This is a genomic window from Alcaligenes sp. Me129 (assembly GCF_050487245.1).
GTDB classification, from domain to species: domain Bacteria; phylum Pseudomonadota; class Gammaproteobacteria; order Burkholderiales; family Burkholderiaceae_B; genus Alcaligenes; species Alcaligenes phenolicus.
The window spans coordinates 264,171-276,565 of sequence record NZ_JBKQGX010000002.1 but is presented as its reverse complement, the minus strand read 5'-3'; the positions used below and the strand labels follow the sequence as shown (position 1 = coordinate 276,565).

The following is a 12,395-nucleotide window of genomic DNA, read 5'->3' as shown; positions in this document are numbered from 1 at the left end:
GGACAGCATCCTCCCTCTCCTGACGGGGCTCATGAGACCCAGTACCGCTGCCTGAGCTGCCAGACGCACTGGCTGCTACGCACCAATCGCTGGGGCGTTCCCGAAGGCTTTCGCCTGAAACCCGTATAGGCAAAGCGGGGCACATGCACTACCATGACGGCTTTGTCTGTTAGCGATTCCCGTATGTCTGCCCTGCTGTTTGATACTGAAACCACCGGCACTGCCAAACCTCAAGTCATCGAGGCAGCCTGGCTGCGTTTAAGCGACCCTGTCTTCTTGCTGGTCAATGAAGAATTCGAGCAACGCTACCGGCCTGATGAAGCCAATTCTCTGGGTGCGCTGGCCACCCACCACATTTACGACGAAGAGCTGCAAGACTGCCCGTCGCATACCGAGTTCAAGCTGCCTGCCGACACCCAATACATCATTGGCCATAACGTGGACTACGACTGGGGCGTGGCCGGTTCGCCCAATATCAAGCGGATTTGCACTCTGGCCTTGGCCCGGCACTTGATTCCAGGCCTGGACAGCTACAGCCAGTCCGCCCTGATCTATCACATTGATCGCGCCAACGCCCGCGAGCGCCTGCGCAATGCGCACAGCGCCTTGGCCGATGTACGCAATTGCCTGGCACTCCTGCAATACTTGCTGGGCCTGACGCAAAACATCAATACCTGGGAACAGTTGTGGCAGCTCTCCGAGCACGCCCGGATTCCCACCATTTTGCATTTTGGCAAACACAAGGGCATGGCCATTGCCGATGTACCACAGGACTACAAGAACTGGTTGCTGCGTCAACCAGACCTGGACCCCTATCTGGTCAAGGCCTTGAAGGTCTAAACCTCAAGGTTCGTAAAATCCCTAATGGCTGTCAGCCATCATATGCCCAATGATGAAGGTCCCAACAAGAACTTCATGAGGTGGCAAATGATCGAGGTTGCATACGTCACGAAAGATATGCGTCGGGACCCTTACGAACGAATCACCCATCTTGGAGGCGCAGGCTGGCAACGCTCTCAACCGGATGTGGTCCAGCAAATTGAGCAGGGCCAGGAGGACTATTACATTCTTCTGGATGGCATTCCCGCCAAACTGATCGTGGCGCTCAGCCGTTTTGGTGCCAAGTACCTGAAAACTGAGCTTGAAGTTGAAGAGCCTCATATTTTGCTCAGCCTTCCCAGCCAGGCCGGTTAAGCAGGCCGGTCCTCCCTCCACTTTCCTTCAAGGAAAACAGAAAACGCGGCTTTAAGCCGCGTTTTTCCATACCTGCCTGTCAACCTGCTTAGGGTTTGAGCAAGTGCCATTGGCCATTACGTACCGTAATCAGCTCGCGACCACGCTCGTCAAAGCCGCTATGGTCTTCGGGCGACATGGTATACACACCTTGGGTAGCCACCAGATCACGGGTTTGCTCCAGCGCATCGCGCAAAGCCGAACGGAACTCCGGCGTTCCGGGTTTGGCCTTGGTAGCCGCCTCAGGAATTGCCTTTTCCAGCAAAAGACCAGCGTCGTACACGTTGGCACCAAATGTAGCGGGAGCCTGACCATAACGCTCGGTATAGCGCTGGATGTAGTCCTGCGCGATAGGCTTGGACGGATTGCTATCGGCAATTTCAGGCAAGACCAACATCAGGCTGGCCGCCAGAATAGTGCCTTCAACCTGCTCGCCACCCAGGCTCAAGAACGCAGGCAGCGCAGCACCGTGAGTTTGGTAAATTTGCCCTTTGTAACCTTGCTTAACCAGCGTCACTTGCGGCAGAACAGCCGCAGCGCCAGTGCCGGCTACCAGGACCACGTCTGGTTTGGCCGCGTAAATCTTCAAGGCCTGGCCTGTTACCGAGGTATCGGAACGCACATAACGCTCGGTGGCCACAATCTTGATATTGTTCGCCTCGGCCAGTTCCTTGAACACGGTCAACCAGCTCTCGCCATAGGCATCGTTAAAGCCCAGAAAACCGGCTGTTTTCACGCCGGTATCGACCATATGCTTGACCAGGGCCTGAGCAATAATGTCGTCGTTCTGGGTCGTTTTAAAGACCCATTTCTTTTGCTCGGTCATGGGCAGCACGACGGACGCCGCGCCCACCGGTGCCAGCACAGGCGTGCCCGAATCGGCCGCAAACTGAATCAGACTCATGGCATTGGGCGAGCCGGTAGGCCCGATCAAGGCATCGATCTTGTCCTCGGAAATCATTTTCTTGAACAGCGTCACCGTTTGGTTCGGGTCGCTGGCATCATCCAGGGAGACGTACTCAACCGTCAGATCGCCAACCTTGGTAGGGAGCAGCGGCACGGTATTGCGCTGCGGCAAACCGACCACGGCGGTCGGTCCGGTGGCCGAGGCGATCACGCCAATCTTGACCTGTGATTGAGCCGGTGTGGCCAGAGCGGCCAGAACAACGGACAAAGCGAAAGCAGTTCGAGTCAATTTCATAATGTGCAGAGCCAGTTAAGCCCTTCCCCCCTTGATATCAGCGCAGCCGCGCTTATATGGATTGATCTGGGCATAAGATACCAAATTCCCCGTGCCGCACACGTCTTATTGAACGATTTGCTCCGGCAGGTCTGCTTACAATTGTACGCGGGCACACACAATAAAGTAGTTTATAACGAAGCTACTGTTTACCTTTCATAGAGCGAACTCATGTCACTTCAGCAAATGCTGCAACAAATTCTGCAAAGCGGCCAAAGCGCACTAAAACAAGGTCAAGGCCAATTGAACTCCTCCGGCCTGGGTAAGAAGATCAGTGAACAAGCCGGTGGTTTTGGTGGCGGCGCTGTGGTAGGCGGCGTTCTGGGCGTCCTGCTGGGCAACAAGAAGTTCCGCAAAATGGGCGGCTCCATGGCCGCGTACGGCGGAGCCGCTGCCTTGGGTGCCCTGGCCATCAAGGTCTATCAGAACTGGCAGGAACAAAACGCGGGCCAGCAAGCGGCCCCAACACCCGTGCAAGCGGTCCCAGCCGCCCCGCTGCCGCTGGCTTCCAACGGCCCGGCCGATACCCATGCGATGGTCATCCTGGCCGCTCTGGTCTCCGCTGCCAAGGCAGACGGCCATATCGGTGATGCCGAGCGCGAATTGATTGACGCGGAAATCAGTAAAATGGCCGCCCCCGAACAAGCCCGTCTCTGGCTGTCACAAGAACTGCTCAAACCGGTTGACCCGCAAGCCATCGCCCAATTGGCGCAAACGCCCGAGATGTCGGCCGAAATTTACTTGACCAGCGCCATCGTCATTGACGAGCAAAGCTATATGGAACGCGCGTATCTGGACGAGCTGGCACGTTTACTATCCTTGCCAAACTCCTTGCGCGAAAGTCTGGATAATCAAGTCCAAGCTTTACCCCAAGCTTGATCGGAAGTGGGACCGTTCCACCAGAACACCCCCACTCTGATTGTTTTATTTTTCAACCCCGGGCTGACACTCCCAATGCAGCCCACGACTCATCAAGGAAACCACTCATGAAAAACACCCTCAAGTTGACGATTGGTACATTGGCCTTAATGGGTCTGGCCGCTTGCGCGGCTCCAAACAACAGCAACACCGCGACTTCCGAGCGCCAAATGGATAAAGAAACCTCTCTGCAGGCTTATCACTGGCGTCTGTTTGCCACTACCGGCAAAGACGGCCAGCCAGCCCCTGCCATACCTGGCGCAGGCGGCGAGCAAGTCACTTTGAATTTCACTGACACCATGATGTCGGTCGACAATCTGTGTAATGTCCTGGGCAGCGGCTACACCATCAGCGGTTCCAAAATCACCTTTACCTCGCCGGTCAGCACCCTGAAAATGTGCTCGGACCCCGAGTTGATGCGCAACGAACAAGCCGTTGGCAAATTGTTGCCTACAGCGACAGACTGGAGCATGGCCAAGGCCGACTCCGCACCGGATAATCCAGCACCGGTCCTGACCCTGAACTTTAAAGACGGCACCAAATGGCGCCTGAAAGGTGAGCCTACTGCAACGACCCGTTACGGCAGCGAGCCAACCCGTGTGTTCCTGGAAGTGGCTGCACAAAAAGAGAAGTGCTCCCACCCCCTGATTCCAAACTACCAGTGCCTGAAGGTACGCGAGATCCAGTACAGCGATTCGGGCGTCAAGACCTACACGGGTGACTGGATGTACTACTACGGCGACATCGAGGGCTACACCCATACTCCTGGCGTTCGTAACGTGCTGCGTATCAACCGCTACGAACTGAAGAACGTGCCTGCAGACGCCTCGTCCAAGGCCGATGTTCTGGACATGGTTGTAGAGTCCGAGCAAGTCAGCAAGTAACTCACGCAGCAACGTCGTCCAAGCGCTTGTTGCACTGACGACCTGATCACATAGCCCCAAGGTTGGAGTTGATTCCGACTTTGGGGCTATTTATTTCAGGAACATTTTTTTCGAACCAGGAAGCAAACTGTCCTGGTTCAAATCCCCTAAACCCCATAAGAAACAGCACATTCGGAGCCACAAATAGTTACTCACTGCTATGCTTTGAACCTAGTCAGCAAGCCTGCCCATCCGTAGTATGGAAATACCGGATAACATTTTTCACCTCCCTATTTATCCGGCTTCAGGCCTTGCGACATGCGAGGCTTTTTTTTATGCCTGAACGGTGATGAGGCTTGCTCTTACTTCAGCGGCCCATAAAAAATAAAAAACGCGCCGGCACCAATCAGTGTGAAACCAAGCAGGTGATTCAGCGTAAAGCTCTCTTTCAGATACAACACCGAGAACACCACGAACACCAGCAAGGTAATGACCTCCTGCATGGTCTTTAGCTGCGCGGCACTGTAGACGGTGTGCCCCAAACGGTTGGCCGGCACCGCCAGGCAGTACTCCACCAAAGCAATGCCCCAGCTGATCAGAACGACTTTCAGCAAGGGGCTATTGGGATATTTCAGGTGCCCATACCAGGCAATGGTCATGAACACATTGGAGACGACCAACATCAAGATGGGAAGGATCTTAGCCATTCTGGACACGAAAATAAAAAGCGGCCTGCACCGCGACCCGGCCAGTGTAGCGTCACATTTAAGCAGCGCCTATGGGGATAATCAGGCAGCAGAAAGACGGGGCATCAAGCAAGGGCTATCAGTCCACAACTTTCAAAAAATCCACCTCAATTTCGGGTGGGCGCTTGGAACTGGTATCGACTTCGCCAATCAGCTCCACCCTGGTTTTCTCATCCAGAGTCTGACCCGCAAAATGCTTGGCCTTGATCTCCGCCACGATCTCCCCGCTGCCATCAGAGAACAGAAACTTGTCGTGGGCCGTTTGACGTAGCAAATGGCCTTGCACCCGCACGTCCTGATCATCGACGGGATTTTTCAGGATCTCCGCAACCGTCGTTTGACCAATCTCCGACGGGCCCGTGTACTGGGCATGGGCAGGAAACGACAACGCGCTTGATAACAAAGCCAGCGCCACGGCCGAGCGCAATTTAACGTAAGCAGACATAATGACTCCTGTTGTTCATGGCTTGAAACTTAACCATAACAGCAGATATCATCAGCGTTCTTATTAAAATGGCGGTGTTGGGCTTGCCTTGTTACCAAGCGCGACATCACACCATCACTGCACCATGCCCCTTCTTGAGAACTTAGGCCCCCGCATCTGCATTCTTGGCCCATCCAATAGCGGTAAATCCACCCTGGCTGACGCGATCGCACGCAAGCTGGCCATCCCGGCCGTGCATCTGGATCAGCTCTACCACCTGCCGCATAGCAACTGGGTGCCCCGCCCCGAAGCCGATTTTGTTGCGCTTCACCAGGCGGCTATTGCGCAAGAACAATGGGTGATGGAAGGCAACTACACGCGCCACCTGGCCCCACGTCTGGCTCGCGCTACAGGTTTCATCGTGCTAGAGGTCTCCACCGCTACCAGCCTGCTGCGCTACTTCCGGCGCACCCTGTTTGAGCGCAACCGTCGTGGAGCCCTGGAAGGCGGTAAAGATAGTGTGAAATGGCAAATGATCCGCCATATCGCCATCGTGACCCCGCCCAATCGCCACAAGTACTTGAGCATTTTCGAGGCAAGCACCTTGCCTAAAGTCAGACTAGGTAGCCCTCGCGACCTGAAACTGTTTTATCAAACCGAAGGCCTGCAACGCTAAGCGCATGAAGCGCTAACGCCCTGGGCTGTTTCCATCCGTGGGGCCCTATTTCCTCAAGGCCAACACATACCCCTGCAAACCGCTTAAAGCGCTCCGGTATCCATCAGCAACTCCTGCCATCTCTGTATATCGCTCTGCGCACAGGCCGACCACGTTGCGCAGCTGGCTGGCAATTCGGGCGTTTGCATCCAGCGCATGTCCGGCTCGGGCAGCCTGAGCGGCGACACGATCATTGGCGGCGGCGAGCTTGCTGCGCAAGCCATCAAGATCGGCGCGAGCAGCCACAGCAGCACGCTGAGCCGCATCCAACTGCATTTGATAAGTGACTCGAACATCCTCCACCTCCTTTTGTAATCGTTGCTCCATCAAGCGCGCACGGACCTCGGCCTGCAACTGCGCCGCCCTGGTCTGCGCCTGGGCCAGCTCATAGCCTTTGCGATACTGCTCCTGACCATAAAGCGCCCCCCATAAAAAAAGGGCTGCCAGAACAGCAGCCCCTACTAATGCAGACTTGATAGACATAACTGCCTCTCGGCCTGACGCCGCCGCTCCAGCCCCCGCAGCTTGCGGCCACCAGCATAGACCCAACGATCCAGCTCCTGACATGCTCCGGCTATATCCCGAGCCCGTAGCTTGCGCAGCAAGGTCGAATTGGCATAGGCCCCGGCCCCCACGTTGTAAACAAAGCTGCTCAGCGCCACACGTACCTCATCCGGCAAGGGATAGCTAACGGAACGATCCACCACACTCAAAGCGCGACGAACCTCCTGCTCCGTCAAGGCATCGCAACGCTGCGGACTGGCCATGTCACCCAGCTTGACTCCTTGTGTGTAGCCGTCGCAGATAGTCGGAATGCCTACGGGGTCCACATAGGCGATCAAAGAGCGCCCCTCCCAGGCGGCAACCAAAGCAATCGCCGCCGAGACTACCCCTGCACCCAGCTTAGTCTTCAGATCCATGCTTCCACTCCTTGAGCTGGCGCCAGGCACGCTGGATCCCGCCCACAATCCGCGCGGCCGCACGAGTAAAGTCCGGCAGCTTGGTCACAATCAAAATCACCACATAAGCCGCCCATAAAGTCAGCACAAAATCCTGCATCGTCCAACCATAAATAAGCAGGGCCGAGCCGGTGCTTATGGGTAGGTGAGCGGCGTCGTTATTCAGCACAGGCCCTTCTCCTTATTTAAATTTGCCCTGTCTGCTGCATCCCTTTTATGGGTGCAGCAGACATAAAAAAACCCGCTCAAGCGGGCCGGGGGAACAATTTTCAAGAAGTAATGGTAGGTCTACGCAGACCACTCAAACTGATCCACTTCGGCTTTGCTATTTGCTTGCTGAACCTGCTCAGCCAACAGCGCATTACGCTGCATCAGACTCACAATGCGTGCTTTGGCCTCTCGACCCAATTGCTGAATCTGCTCAGCCGTATGCACACGCATAGCCCAATCGCCGGCCTGGTTCGCGCACCAAAATGGTGTAGACCAGTTAGCGGCAAGACCAGACAACAATGAATCAGCCAAACTACTGGCCAGATTCAATTGATCAGTTTCATTACTAGGGTATCGGTGAAGCTCACCCAAAACCTCGGACTCAAAGCCGTCCTTGATAGCCGCCCGGCAAGCTGCCGACAAAGCGGTAATCTTGCTTTCCTTATACGTCTGCAGTTGAGCTGCTGCCGTCACGACCTTACTACTATCAATGTTGATCTGCATCGGTTTCCTCCTTTATTTCAGATTCAGGGCTTGTCTCAAAGTCGGCTTCAGAAGGCAGCTCTGGAATGGGTGCTGGCGGTGGGCTCTGCGCAGGTAATGCAACCACGCCATCCTCACTAATCACGATCGGCTCAGGAAAGCATGCTGCCGGATCTGTTTGATCCGCCGCGATATGAAAAAGCAGTTGATCAATCTCGACGCTGTCAGCATGACGGGTAACTGAGGCCTGCTTCAATAAGGGATGCTCGATTGCGCCGGCTGGCAGAACATCGCCAGGGGACATAAAGGACAAATCAAGCTCTTCCTGGTTGATTTTCAGAATGGTGCCTGAACGCTCAAGGCTGATCTTTTGGACCATACCCACAGGGATCTGGGGGCATAATTTGATGATGAAATTCATTATTTCCATACTCCAATTGCTACATAGTCAACTGCGGCACTTGTGCCAGTATCCACAATGCCAGCAGTGTCGCGAATAAAGAAACTACCCGACCCTGAACCCATCCCCATTTGAGGCACGGCATAATATCCAGAGCCGTCAGACAAGGGCTGGATCACCGTGGTGGGAGGCGCTATAAACGCCATGGGATAAGAGATCACTGGACTGGAAGGCTTCCAGCCATTACCACTGAATGTGACTTGCCCACGACAAATTTGAGTGCCATTGGCAAGCCGTATCCAATTGCCATTTGAATTTGACCCCGACTGCACAACCGATCCACCTGCCACATCACCCACAATATTCTTGTCGTGAACCAGCTTGCAGGCTGGGCGGTATTCCCTCTTGCCCGAGACCCCGCCATTTAAATAAAAGTTATCGGAGTAAGGATCGGTAGAAAGGCGCAGCCCCGCATTCATATTGCTGCCGTAGGGCATATCAAGAAAGAAAGAACCACCACCCCACGTTACCGCCCGCGTTTGGTAGTACCAACCAAATGGATTGGAACTATCCCTGCCGTTGGATGGAGTAGTTGTAGCCCCACCTAGTCCAAACTCACCGACATTCAAGGTAGTCAACCAGGCCCGATATGTACCGGAGCGGCGTCCCCTGTGAAGCAAACCACCATCTGAAGACACATAAATCTGTGCGCCCACCGTACCTGTCTGACGGTGCCATACAACGCCTGGCGCTGTGGTCGGCCTGTCGGTAATCGCCGTGCTTACGTAATACATGCCTGCCGGAACATCTACATCATTAAGCGACGCAGTGGGCCAATGGTCATACGAGTTTGCCGCCCCAAAACTACCTAAGCCGAATGCTCGACCATTAGTAAGTATCTTCCAGGCTGTCGGATCATTAGGGGCAGCTTGCAGATCCGTCTTTTTTAAAACCGAATCCCACTCCCATTCCGTTTGGGAAAGCAGAAGTAGCGAAGCGACGCGATCTGCCAACTCCTTGACGTAACCCTGCATGGGGGCCAAAGCATAGGCCTGCCCACTGGCAGACGCACCTCGATAAACCTGCGTCAGCGTCAAAGATGTGTCTGACGCAATATTCTTTACTTCATAAAGCTGCCCATCAGGTGCCACAAATGCCTCACCCTGACGCGCTCCAGAGAGCCACTTTGTTCCGGTTCCGGTGACCGTGGCATTGTTTGCGGCGACCTTGACGGTCCCGGCGGTATACCAAGCCATTGCTATCCTCCTATGTATCGTATGCTTGCCACCTGGCTACAAACAATCAGCAAAAAAAAAGCATGTGCGGGAATTATTAGAGCTAGGTACTACTGTCTTAGCCTGAAACGTCATGCTTTCCACCTTCCTATTGCACATAGACGGACTTGCAAAGCAAAGTCCCACCGAATAGCCGCCAGCAGTTTATAGTCGCAGTACCCTGTACCTCTGTTAATACCGGGGCCAACCCAAAAAGAACTGTCGCTAGTATTGAAGTCGGCCGTCAAAACATAGGCTGACGTGTCAATGAAGGCCATTGGGAAAGTCCAGGAATTATTGCTGCTTTTCCAGATATTCCCCTCTGCTCTATCCACCCAGCTAGAGCTCCGTATCCCGGACCAACATATTTGCGTTCCATCTGCGAACCTAATCCATGTACCGTTAGCGTTTGAGCCGTTATCAACCACAGATCCAGCGCCCACATCCCCAACGATGTTTTTATCGTGAACAAGTTTGCAAGCATTGCGGAACGTCTTTTGACCAGATACCGCACCATTCATATAAAAGTTATCGGTATAGGGGTCCGTCGAAATACGCAGGCCAGAGTTAAAGGCGGTTGTGTTATAGGCCAGGTCTAGGAAAAACCCCCCGCCCCCCCAGGCCGGTTTAGCTCCAGATCGGTAATACCACCCAGTCTTTTGGGCGTCCCATGAGGTTGGGTTAGCTTGAGCACCACCAAATCCGTATTCACCTACATACATGGCCTCGCGCCAAGTGTGATAAGCACCAGCACGCCGACCGCGCCAACCTAATCTGTTACTGGAGCTGACCGCCACTTGCCCCCCGGCTGTGCCCGCCTGCCTATGAAATAAAACCCCAGCGTTGTATCCGGTCACATTAGGGTCAAAGGGCAATTTCGACGCATCACCAACTAGGGGACCATAGTAGTAGGATCCCGCCCCCACACCCAGCGCATTCAGATCTGCTGCTGGAAATATGTCTAAATTGGCGTCTGCGCCCGAGCGGCCCACGCCATACTGCCCCACTGTCATAAGCTCTTTCCAGGCATTGGGCTTAGCGTTATTGACTGTGCGTATGTAGAACTTGTCTTGAACCGGCGATGCATACAATAGACCGTAATACGTACCGCCCCACCCAAACTTGAAGTAGCTTGACCCGGAGCTGGTGCCATCAGGTTTACCCACATCGCTTGAGCCCGATCGGTAAATCCCATTAATGGGGTTTTTCAGAATGTCTTGGTCTGCAACCGCTCCCGAATTACCTCCAAAACCCCAGTCTGCATTGCGCATCACGCGCCCTGGAACAGGATCAATCGTTGATGTAGCCAGAGTGCCCTTGGCGGCGCTCCCCATAGCCGACAGTGCAGGCAGCAATTCTGCTGCACGGTCTGCCAACTCCTTGACATAGCCTTGCATGGGGGCCAAAGCATAAGGCTGACCTGTAGCCGTAGCACCGCGATAAGGCTTAGTCAGCGTCAAGGAGGTATCCGACGCAATATTCAACACCTCATACAGTCGACCGTCAGGGGCAACAAAGGCCTCGCCCTGCCGGGCACCTGCCAGCCACTTCGTGCCGGTGCCCGTCACAGTGCTGCTATTTACGGTGACGTTTACAGTCCCCAAGTCATACCAAGCCATTCCATACTCCTTGCTGACAGTGATGCCCCTCAGCCGCTACTTGGGCACATACTAAAAACGGCGCACCAGAATGCTGAGTGTTCATTATTCGTACTCCATAAAAAAAGCCGCTATTCAAGCGGCTGGATACTCGACAGGATCACAATCCTGTAATGCCGGAGATGGCTCCTCGGCAAATCGCAAACTTACAAAACGGTCGGGAAGGATATCAAGGGCTTTGCCATTGATCGCTGGTCCAGTACTGTAATCAGGCTCATAGGTACGAATCGTCAGTGTTTGGTCCTGCTCGCACTCTTCGTAATCCAAGGTGAAATACACATTGCCGTTTCGATCTTTCGGGGTTTCGATATACCAGCCGTCACGACTCAGTAGCGGTACCTGGCGCAAGAGATAGTGGCCAGCTCCAAGGCGCTCGAACTTGGCTGCGGCAATTTCAGGATGCATGGTCTTCTCAATGCCCGTACTTCCAAGCTGAATGACAGGGGACGCCTTTTTAATAAAGCCATTGCTGTCGACCATCGTATTTCGATGCGTCAAGAGTTCCTGCCATGGCTTAGCAACCCGGTTCTGAACGTTTCGAATCCAGAGTTTGTCGCTTATTGGAGAGGCATATAGCAAGCTATAGTAGGCTCCACTCCAGCCAAATTTAATGTAGCCAGCACCGGTATTGTTGTCAGGGGCCTCCGTACTGCCAGAGCCCGATCGATAAAAACCGTTGACTGTGTTGTTAAGAATGTTAGGATCAGCCGCGATTGAGCTGCCAACACCAAACCCCCAGTCACCAATGCGTGCGACTCGCCCTGCAGTCGCGTCCTGGTTGGAGTCTGTCAGAGTTGCTTTGGCTGCCGTGCCCAGATCAGCCAAGACAGGCAACAGTCCTGCTGCTCGGTCAGCCAGCTCTTTGACATACCCCTGCATCGGCGCAAGTGCATATTTCTGAGCGGTGCCTGTGGCACCTAAATAAGGCTTGGCCAGGGTCAACGAAGTATCAGAAGTAATATTCGCTACCTCGTATAGCCGACCATCCGGGGCTACGAATGCCTCACCTTGTCGAGCACCTGACAGCCACTGTGTCCCGGTTCCTGTAACAGTCGCACTATTGCTAGTGACCTTTACCGTCCCTGCGTCATACCATGCCATTGCCGCCCTCCTGCTCTGGAGACGGGGGTTCAGCCGCTACCTCGGTCTGCTGCACACCAGCAGCCAGAATATCGACCAGACTGCGGAGCATTCCACCCGCCAATTCTGGTGTGATCCGGTTGCCCATATTGCTCTCAAATACCTGCGCAATAGATTGATGAATACTCATTG

General features: G+C 54.3%; 17 protein-coding genes. 5 read left to right on the top strand and 12 right to left on the bottom strand.

What is annotated here, in order from left to right:
* Nucleotides 1-153 precede the first annotated feature (153 nt).
* On the top strand, nucleotides 154-840 hold the full coding sequence (locus ACLPGZ_RS03320; protein WP_009455576.1) for a 3'-5' exonuclease: 687 nt from the start codon (nucleotides 154-156) through the stop codon (nucleotides 838-840).
* Between the two features lie 87 nt (nucleotides 841-927).
* Entirely contained in the window at nucleotides 928-1,194 is a 267-nt protein-coding gene (locus ACLPGZ_RS03315; RefSeq protein ID WP_230940605.1) for a DUF3892 domain-containing protein, read from the top strand.
* Nucleotides 1,195-1,282: 88 nt separating this feature from the next.
* Here the strand turns inward: ACLPGZ_RS03315 and ACLPGZ_RS03310 are convergent, their stop codons facing one another.
* Nucleotides 1,283-2,434: an ABC transporter substrate-binding protein gene (locus tag ACLPGZ_RS03310; protein WP_026482930.1), complete on the bottom strand. Its 1,152-nt coding sequence runs from the start codon at nucleotides 2,432-2,434 to the stop codon at nucleotides 1,283-1,285.
* 210 nt (nucleotides 2,435-2,644) lie between these two features.
* On the opposite strand from ACLPGZ_RS03310, the gene ACLPGZ_RS03305 reads away from it, so the two are divergent.
* Together ACLPGZ_RS03305 and ACLPGZ_RS03300 are read left to right on the top strand one after the other, a co-directional pair.
* Nucleotides 2,645-3,352, top strand: coding sequence for a tellurite resistance TerB family protein (locus ACLPGZ_RS03305; RefSeq protein WP_035268249.1), 708 nt, complete (start codon nucleotides 2,645-2,647; stop codon nucleotides 3,350-3,352).
* Between the two features lie 107 nt (nucleotides 3,353-3,459).
* Entirely contained in the window at nucleotides 3,460-4,275 is an 816-nt protein-coding gene (locus ACLPGZ_RS03300; protein ID WP_035268251.1) for an META and DUF4377 domain-containing protein, read from the top strand.
* A 341-nt stretch (nucleotides 4,276-4,616) separates the two neighbouring features.
* Here the strand turns inward: ACLPGZ_RS03300 and ACLPGZ_RS03295 are convergent, their stop codons facing one another.
* On the bottom strand, nucleotides 4,617-4,961 hold the full coding sequence (locus ACLPGZ_RS03295; RefSeq protein WP_021446759.1) for a DMT family protein: 345 nt from the start codon (nucleotides 4,959-4,961) through the stop codon (nucleotides 4,617-4,619).
* Between the two features lie 118 nt (nucleotides 4,962-5,079).
* A complete protein-coding gene (locus ACLPGZ_RS03290) occupies nucleotides 5,080-5,445 on the bottom strand; it encodes a YgiW/YdeI family stress tolerance OB fold protein (RefSeq protein ID WP_203144889.1) in 366 nt (121 codons plus the stop codon).
* Between the two features lie 124 nt (nucleotides 5,446-5,569).
* Here ACLPGZ_RS03290 and ACLPGZ_RS03285 point away from each other — a divergent pair, with 124 nt between their 5' ends.
* Nucleotides 5,570-6,100 carry a P-loop NTPase family protein gene (locus tag ACLPGZ_RS03285; protein ID WP_009459867.1) on the top strand — a complete coding sequence of 177 codons (531 nt, stop codon included), beginning with the start codon at nucleotides 5,570-5,572 and terminating at the stop codon, nucleotides 6,098-6,100.
* Between the two features lie 45 nt (nucleotides 6,101-6,145).
* Here the strand turns inward: ACLPGZ_RS03285 and ACLPGZ_RS03280 are convergent, their stop codons facing one another.
* The 9 genes from ACLPGZ_RS03280 to ACLPGZ_RS03240 form a co-directional block, all read right to left on the bottom strand.
* A complete protein-coding gene (locus ACLPGZ_RS03280; protein ID WP_251196272.1) occupies nucleotides 6,146-6,622 on the bottom strand; it encodes a DUF2514 family protein in 477 nt (158 codons plus the stop codon).
* Nucleotides 6,601-7,059: a lysozyme gene (locus ACLPGZ_RS03275; protein WP_137430861.1), complete on the bottom strand. Its 459-nt coding sequence runs from the start codon at nucleotides 7,057-7,059 to the stop codon at nucleotides 6,601-6,603. The genes ACLPGZ_RS03280 and ACLPGZ_RS03275 overlap by 22 nt, the downstream gene beginning before the upstream one ends.
* Nucleotides 7,043-7,267 (bottom strand): twin-arginine translocase TatA/TatE family subunit, encoded by a 225-nt coding sequence (locus tag ACLPGZ_RS03270; protein ID WP_009459872.1) that lies wholly within the window; start codon nucleotides 7,265-7,267, stop codon nucleotides 7,043-7,045. Before ACLPGZ_RS03270 ends, ACLPGZ_RS03275 begins: the two co-directional genes overlap by 17 nt.
* Nucleotides 7,268-7,386: 119 nt before the next feature.
* Nucleotides 7,387-7,812: a DUF4376 domain-containing protein gene (locus tag ACLPGZ_RS03265; protein WP_239055439.1), complete on the bottom strand. Its 426-nt coding sequence runs from the start codon at nucleotides 7,810-7,812 to the stop codon at nucleotides 7,387-7,389.
* Entirely contained in the window at nucleotides 7,796-8,212 is a 417-nt protein-coding gene (locus ACLPGZ_RS03260) for a hypothetical protein (protein WP_239055438.1), read from the bottom strand. The genes ACLPGZ_RS03265 and ACLPGZ_RS03260 overlap by 17 nt, the downstream gene beginning before the upstream one ends.
* The gene (locus tag ACLPGZ_RS03255; protein WP_239055437.1) at nucleotides 8,212-9,447 is read right to left on the bottom strand and encodes a phage tail protein; all 1,236 of its coding nucleotides are present in this window, start codon (nucleotides 9,445-9,447) and stop codon (nucleotides 8,212-8,214) included. The genes ACLPGZ_RS03260 and ACLPGZ_RS03255 overlap by 1 nt, the downstream gene beginning before the upstream one ends.
* 110 nt (nucleotides 9,448-9,557) lie before the next feature.
* The gene (locus ACLPGZ_RS03250; protein ID WP_239055436.1) at nucleotides 9,558-11,084 is read right to left on the bottom strand and encodes a hypothetical protein; all 1,527 of its coding nucleotides are present in this window, start codon (nucleotides 11,082-11,084) and stop codon (nucleotides 9,558-9,560) included.
* Nucleotides 11,085-11,198: 114 nt separating this feature from the next.
* Nucleotides 11,199-12,224, bottom strand: coding sequence for a phage tail fiber protein (locus ACLPGZ_RS03245; RefSeq protein ID WP_427974586.1), 1,026 nt, complete (start codon nucleotides 12,222-12,224; stop codon nucleotides 11,199-11,201).
* Nucleotides 12,211-12,393: a hypothetical protein gene (locus tag ACLPGZ_RS03240; RefSeq protein WP_060186033.1), complete on the bottom strand. Its 183-nt coding sequence runs from the start codon at nucleotides 12,391-12,393 to the stop codon at nucleotides 12,211-12,213. The genes ACLPGZ_RS03245 and ACLPGZ_RS03240 overlap by 14 nt, the downstream gene beginning before the upstream one ends.
* Between the last annotated feature and the right edge of the window lie 2 nt (nucleotides 12,394-12,395).

What these genes read in the sequence shown, in the direction of transcription:
- ACLPGZ_RS03295 (WP_021446759.1), bottom strand. Translation starts at nt 4,961, where the DNA reads ATGGCTAAGATCCTTCCCATCTTGATGTTGGTCGTCTCCAATGTGTTC.
- ACLPGZ_RS03315 (WP_230940605.1), top strand. Translation starts at nt 928, where the DNA reads ATGATCGAGGTTGCATACGTCACGAAAGATATGCGTCGGGACCCTTAC.
- ACLPGZ_RS03265 (WP_239055439.1), bottom strand. Translation starts at nt 7,812, where the DNA reads ATGCAGATCAACATTGATAGTAGTAAGGTCGTGACGGCAGCAGCTCAA.
- ACLPGZ_RS03320 (WP_009455576.1), top strand. Translation starts at nt 154, where the DNA reads ATGACGGCTTTGTCTGTTAGCGATTCCCGTATGTCTGCCCTGCTGTTT.
- ACLPGZ_RS03305 (WP_035268249.1), top strand. Translation starts at nt 2,645, where the DNA reads ATGTCACTTCAGCAAATGCTGCAACAAATTCTGCAAAGCGGCCAAAGC.
- ACLPGZ_RS03240 (WP_060186033.1), bottom strand. Translation starts at nt 12,393, where the DNA reads ATGAGTATTCATCAATCTATTGCGCAGGTATTTGAGAGCAATATGGGC.
- ACLPGZ_RS03255 (WP_239055437.1), bottom strand. Translation starts at nt 9,447, where the DNA reads ATGGCTTGGTATACCGCCGGGACCGTCAAGGTCGCCGCAAACAATGCC.
- ACLPGZ_RS03275 (WP_137430861.1), bottom strand. Translation starts at nt 7,059, where the DNA reads ATGGATCTGAAGACTAAGCTGGGTGCAGGGGTAGTCTCGGCGGCGATT.
- ACLPGZ_RS03250 (WP_239055436.1), bottom strand. Translation starts at nt 11,084, where the DNA reads ATGGCTTGGTATGACTTGGGGACTGTAAACGTCACCGTAAATAGCAGC.
- ACLPGZ_RS03285 (WP_009459867.1), top strand. Translation starts at nt 5,570, where the DNA reads ATGCCCCTTCTTGAGAACTTAGGCCCCCGCATCTGCATTCTTGGCCCA.
- ACLPGZ_RS03280 (WP_251196272.1), bottom strand. Translation starts at nt 6,622, where the DNA reads ATGTCTATCAAGTCTGCATTAGTAGGGGCTGCTGTTCTGGCAGCCCTT.
- ACLPGZ_RS03300 (WP_035268251.1), top strand. Translation starts at nt 3,460, where the DNA reads ATGAAAAACACCCTCAAGTTGACGATTGGTACATTGGCCTTAATGGGT.
- ACLPGZ_RS03260 (WP_239055438.1), bottom strand. Translation starts at nt 8,212, where the DNA reads ATGAATTTCATCATCAAATTATGCCCCCAGATCCCTGTGGGTATGGTC.
- ACLPGZ_RS03310 (WP_026482930.1), bottom strand. Translation starts at nt 2,434, where the DNA reads ATGAAATTGACTCGAACTGCTTTCGCTTTGTCCGTTGTTCTGGCCGCT.
- ACLPGZ_RS03245 (WP_427974586.1), bottom strand. Translation starts at nt 12,224, where the DNA reads ATGGCATGGTATGACGCAGGGACGGTAAAGGTCACTAGCAATAGTGCG.
- ACLPGZ_RS03290 (WP_203144889.1), bottom strand. Translation starts at nt 5,445, where the DNA reads ATGTCTGCTTACGTTAAATTGCGCTCGGCCGTGGCGCTGGCTTTGTTA.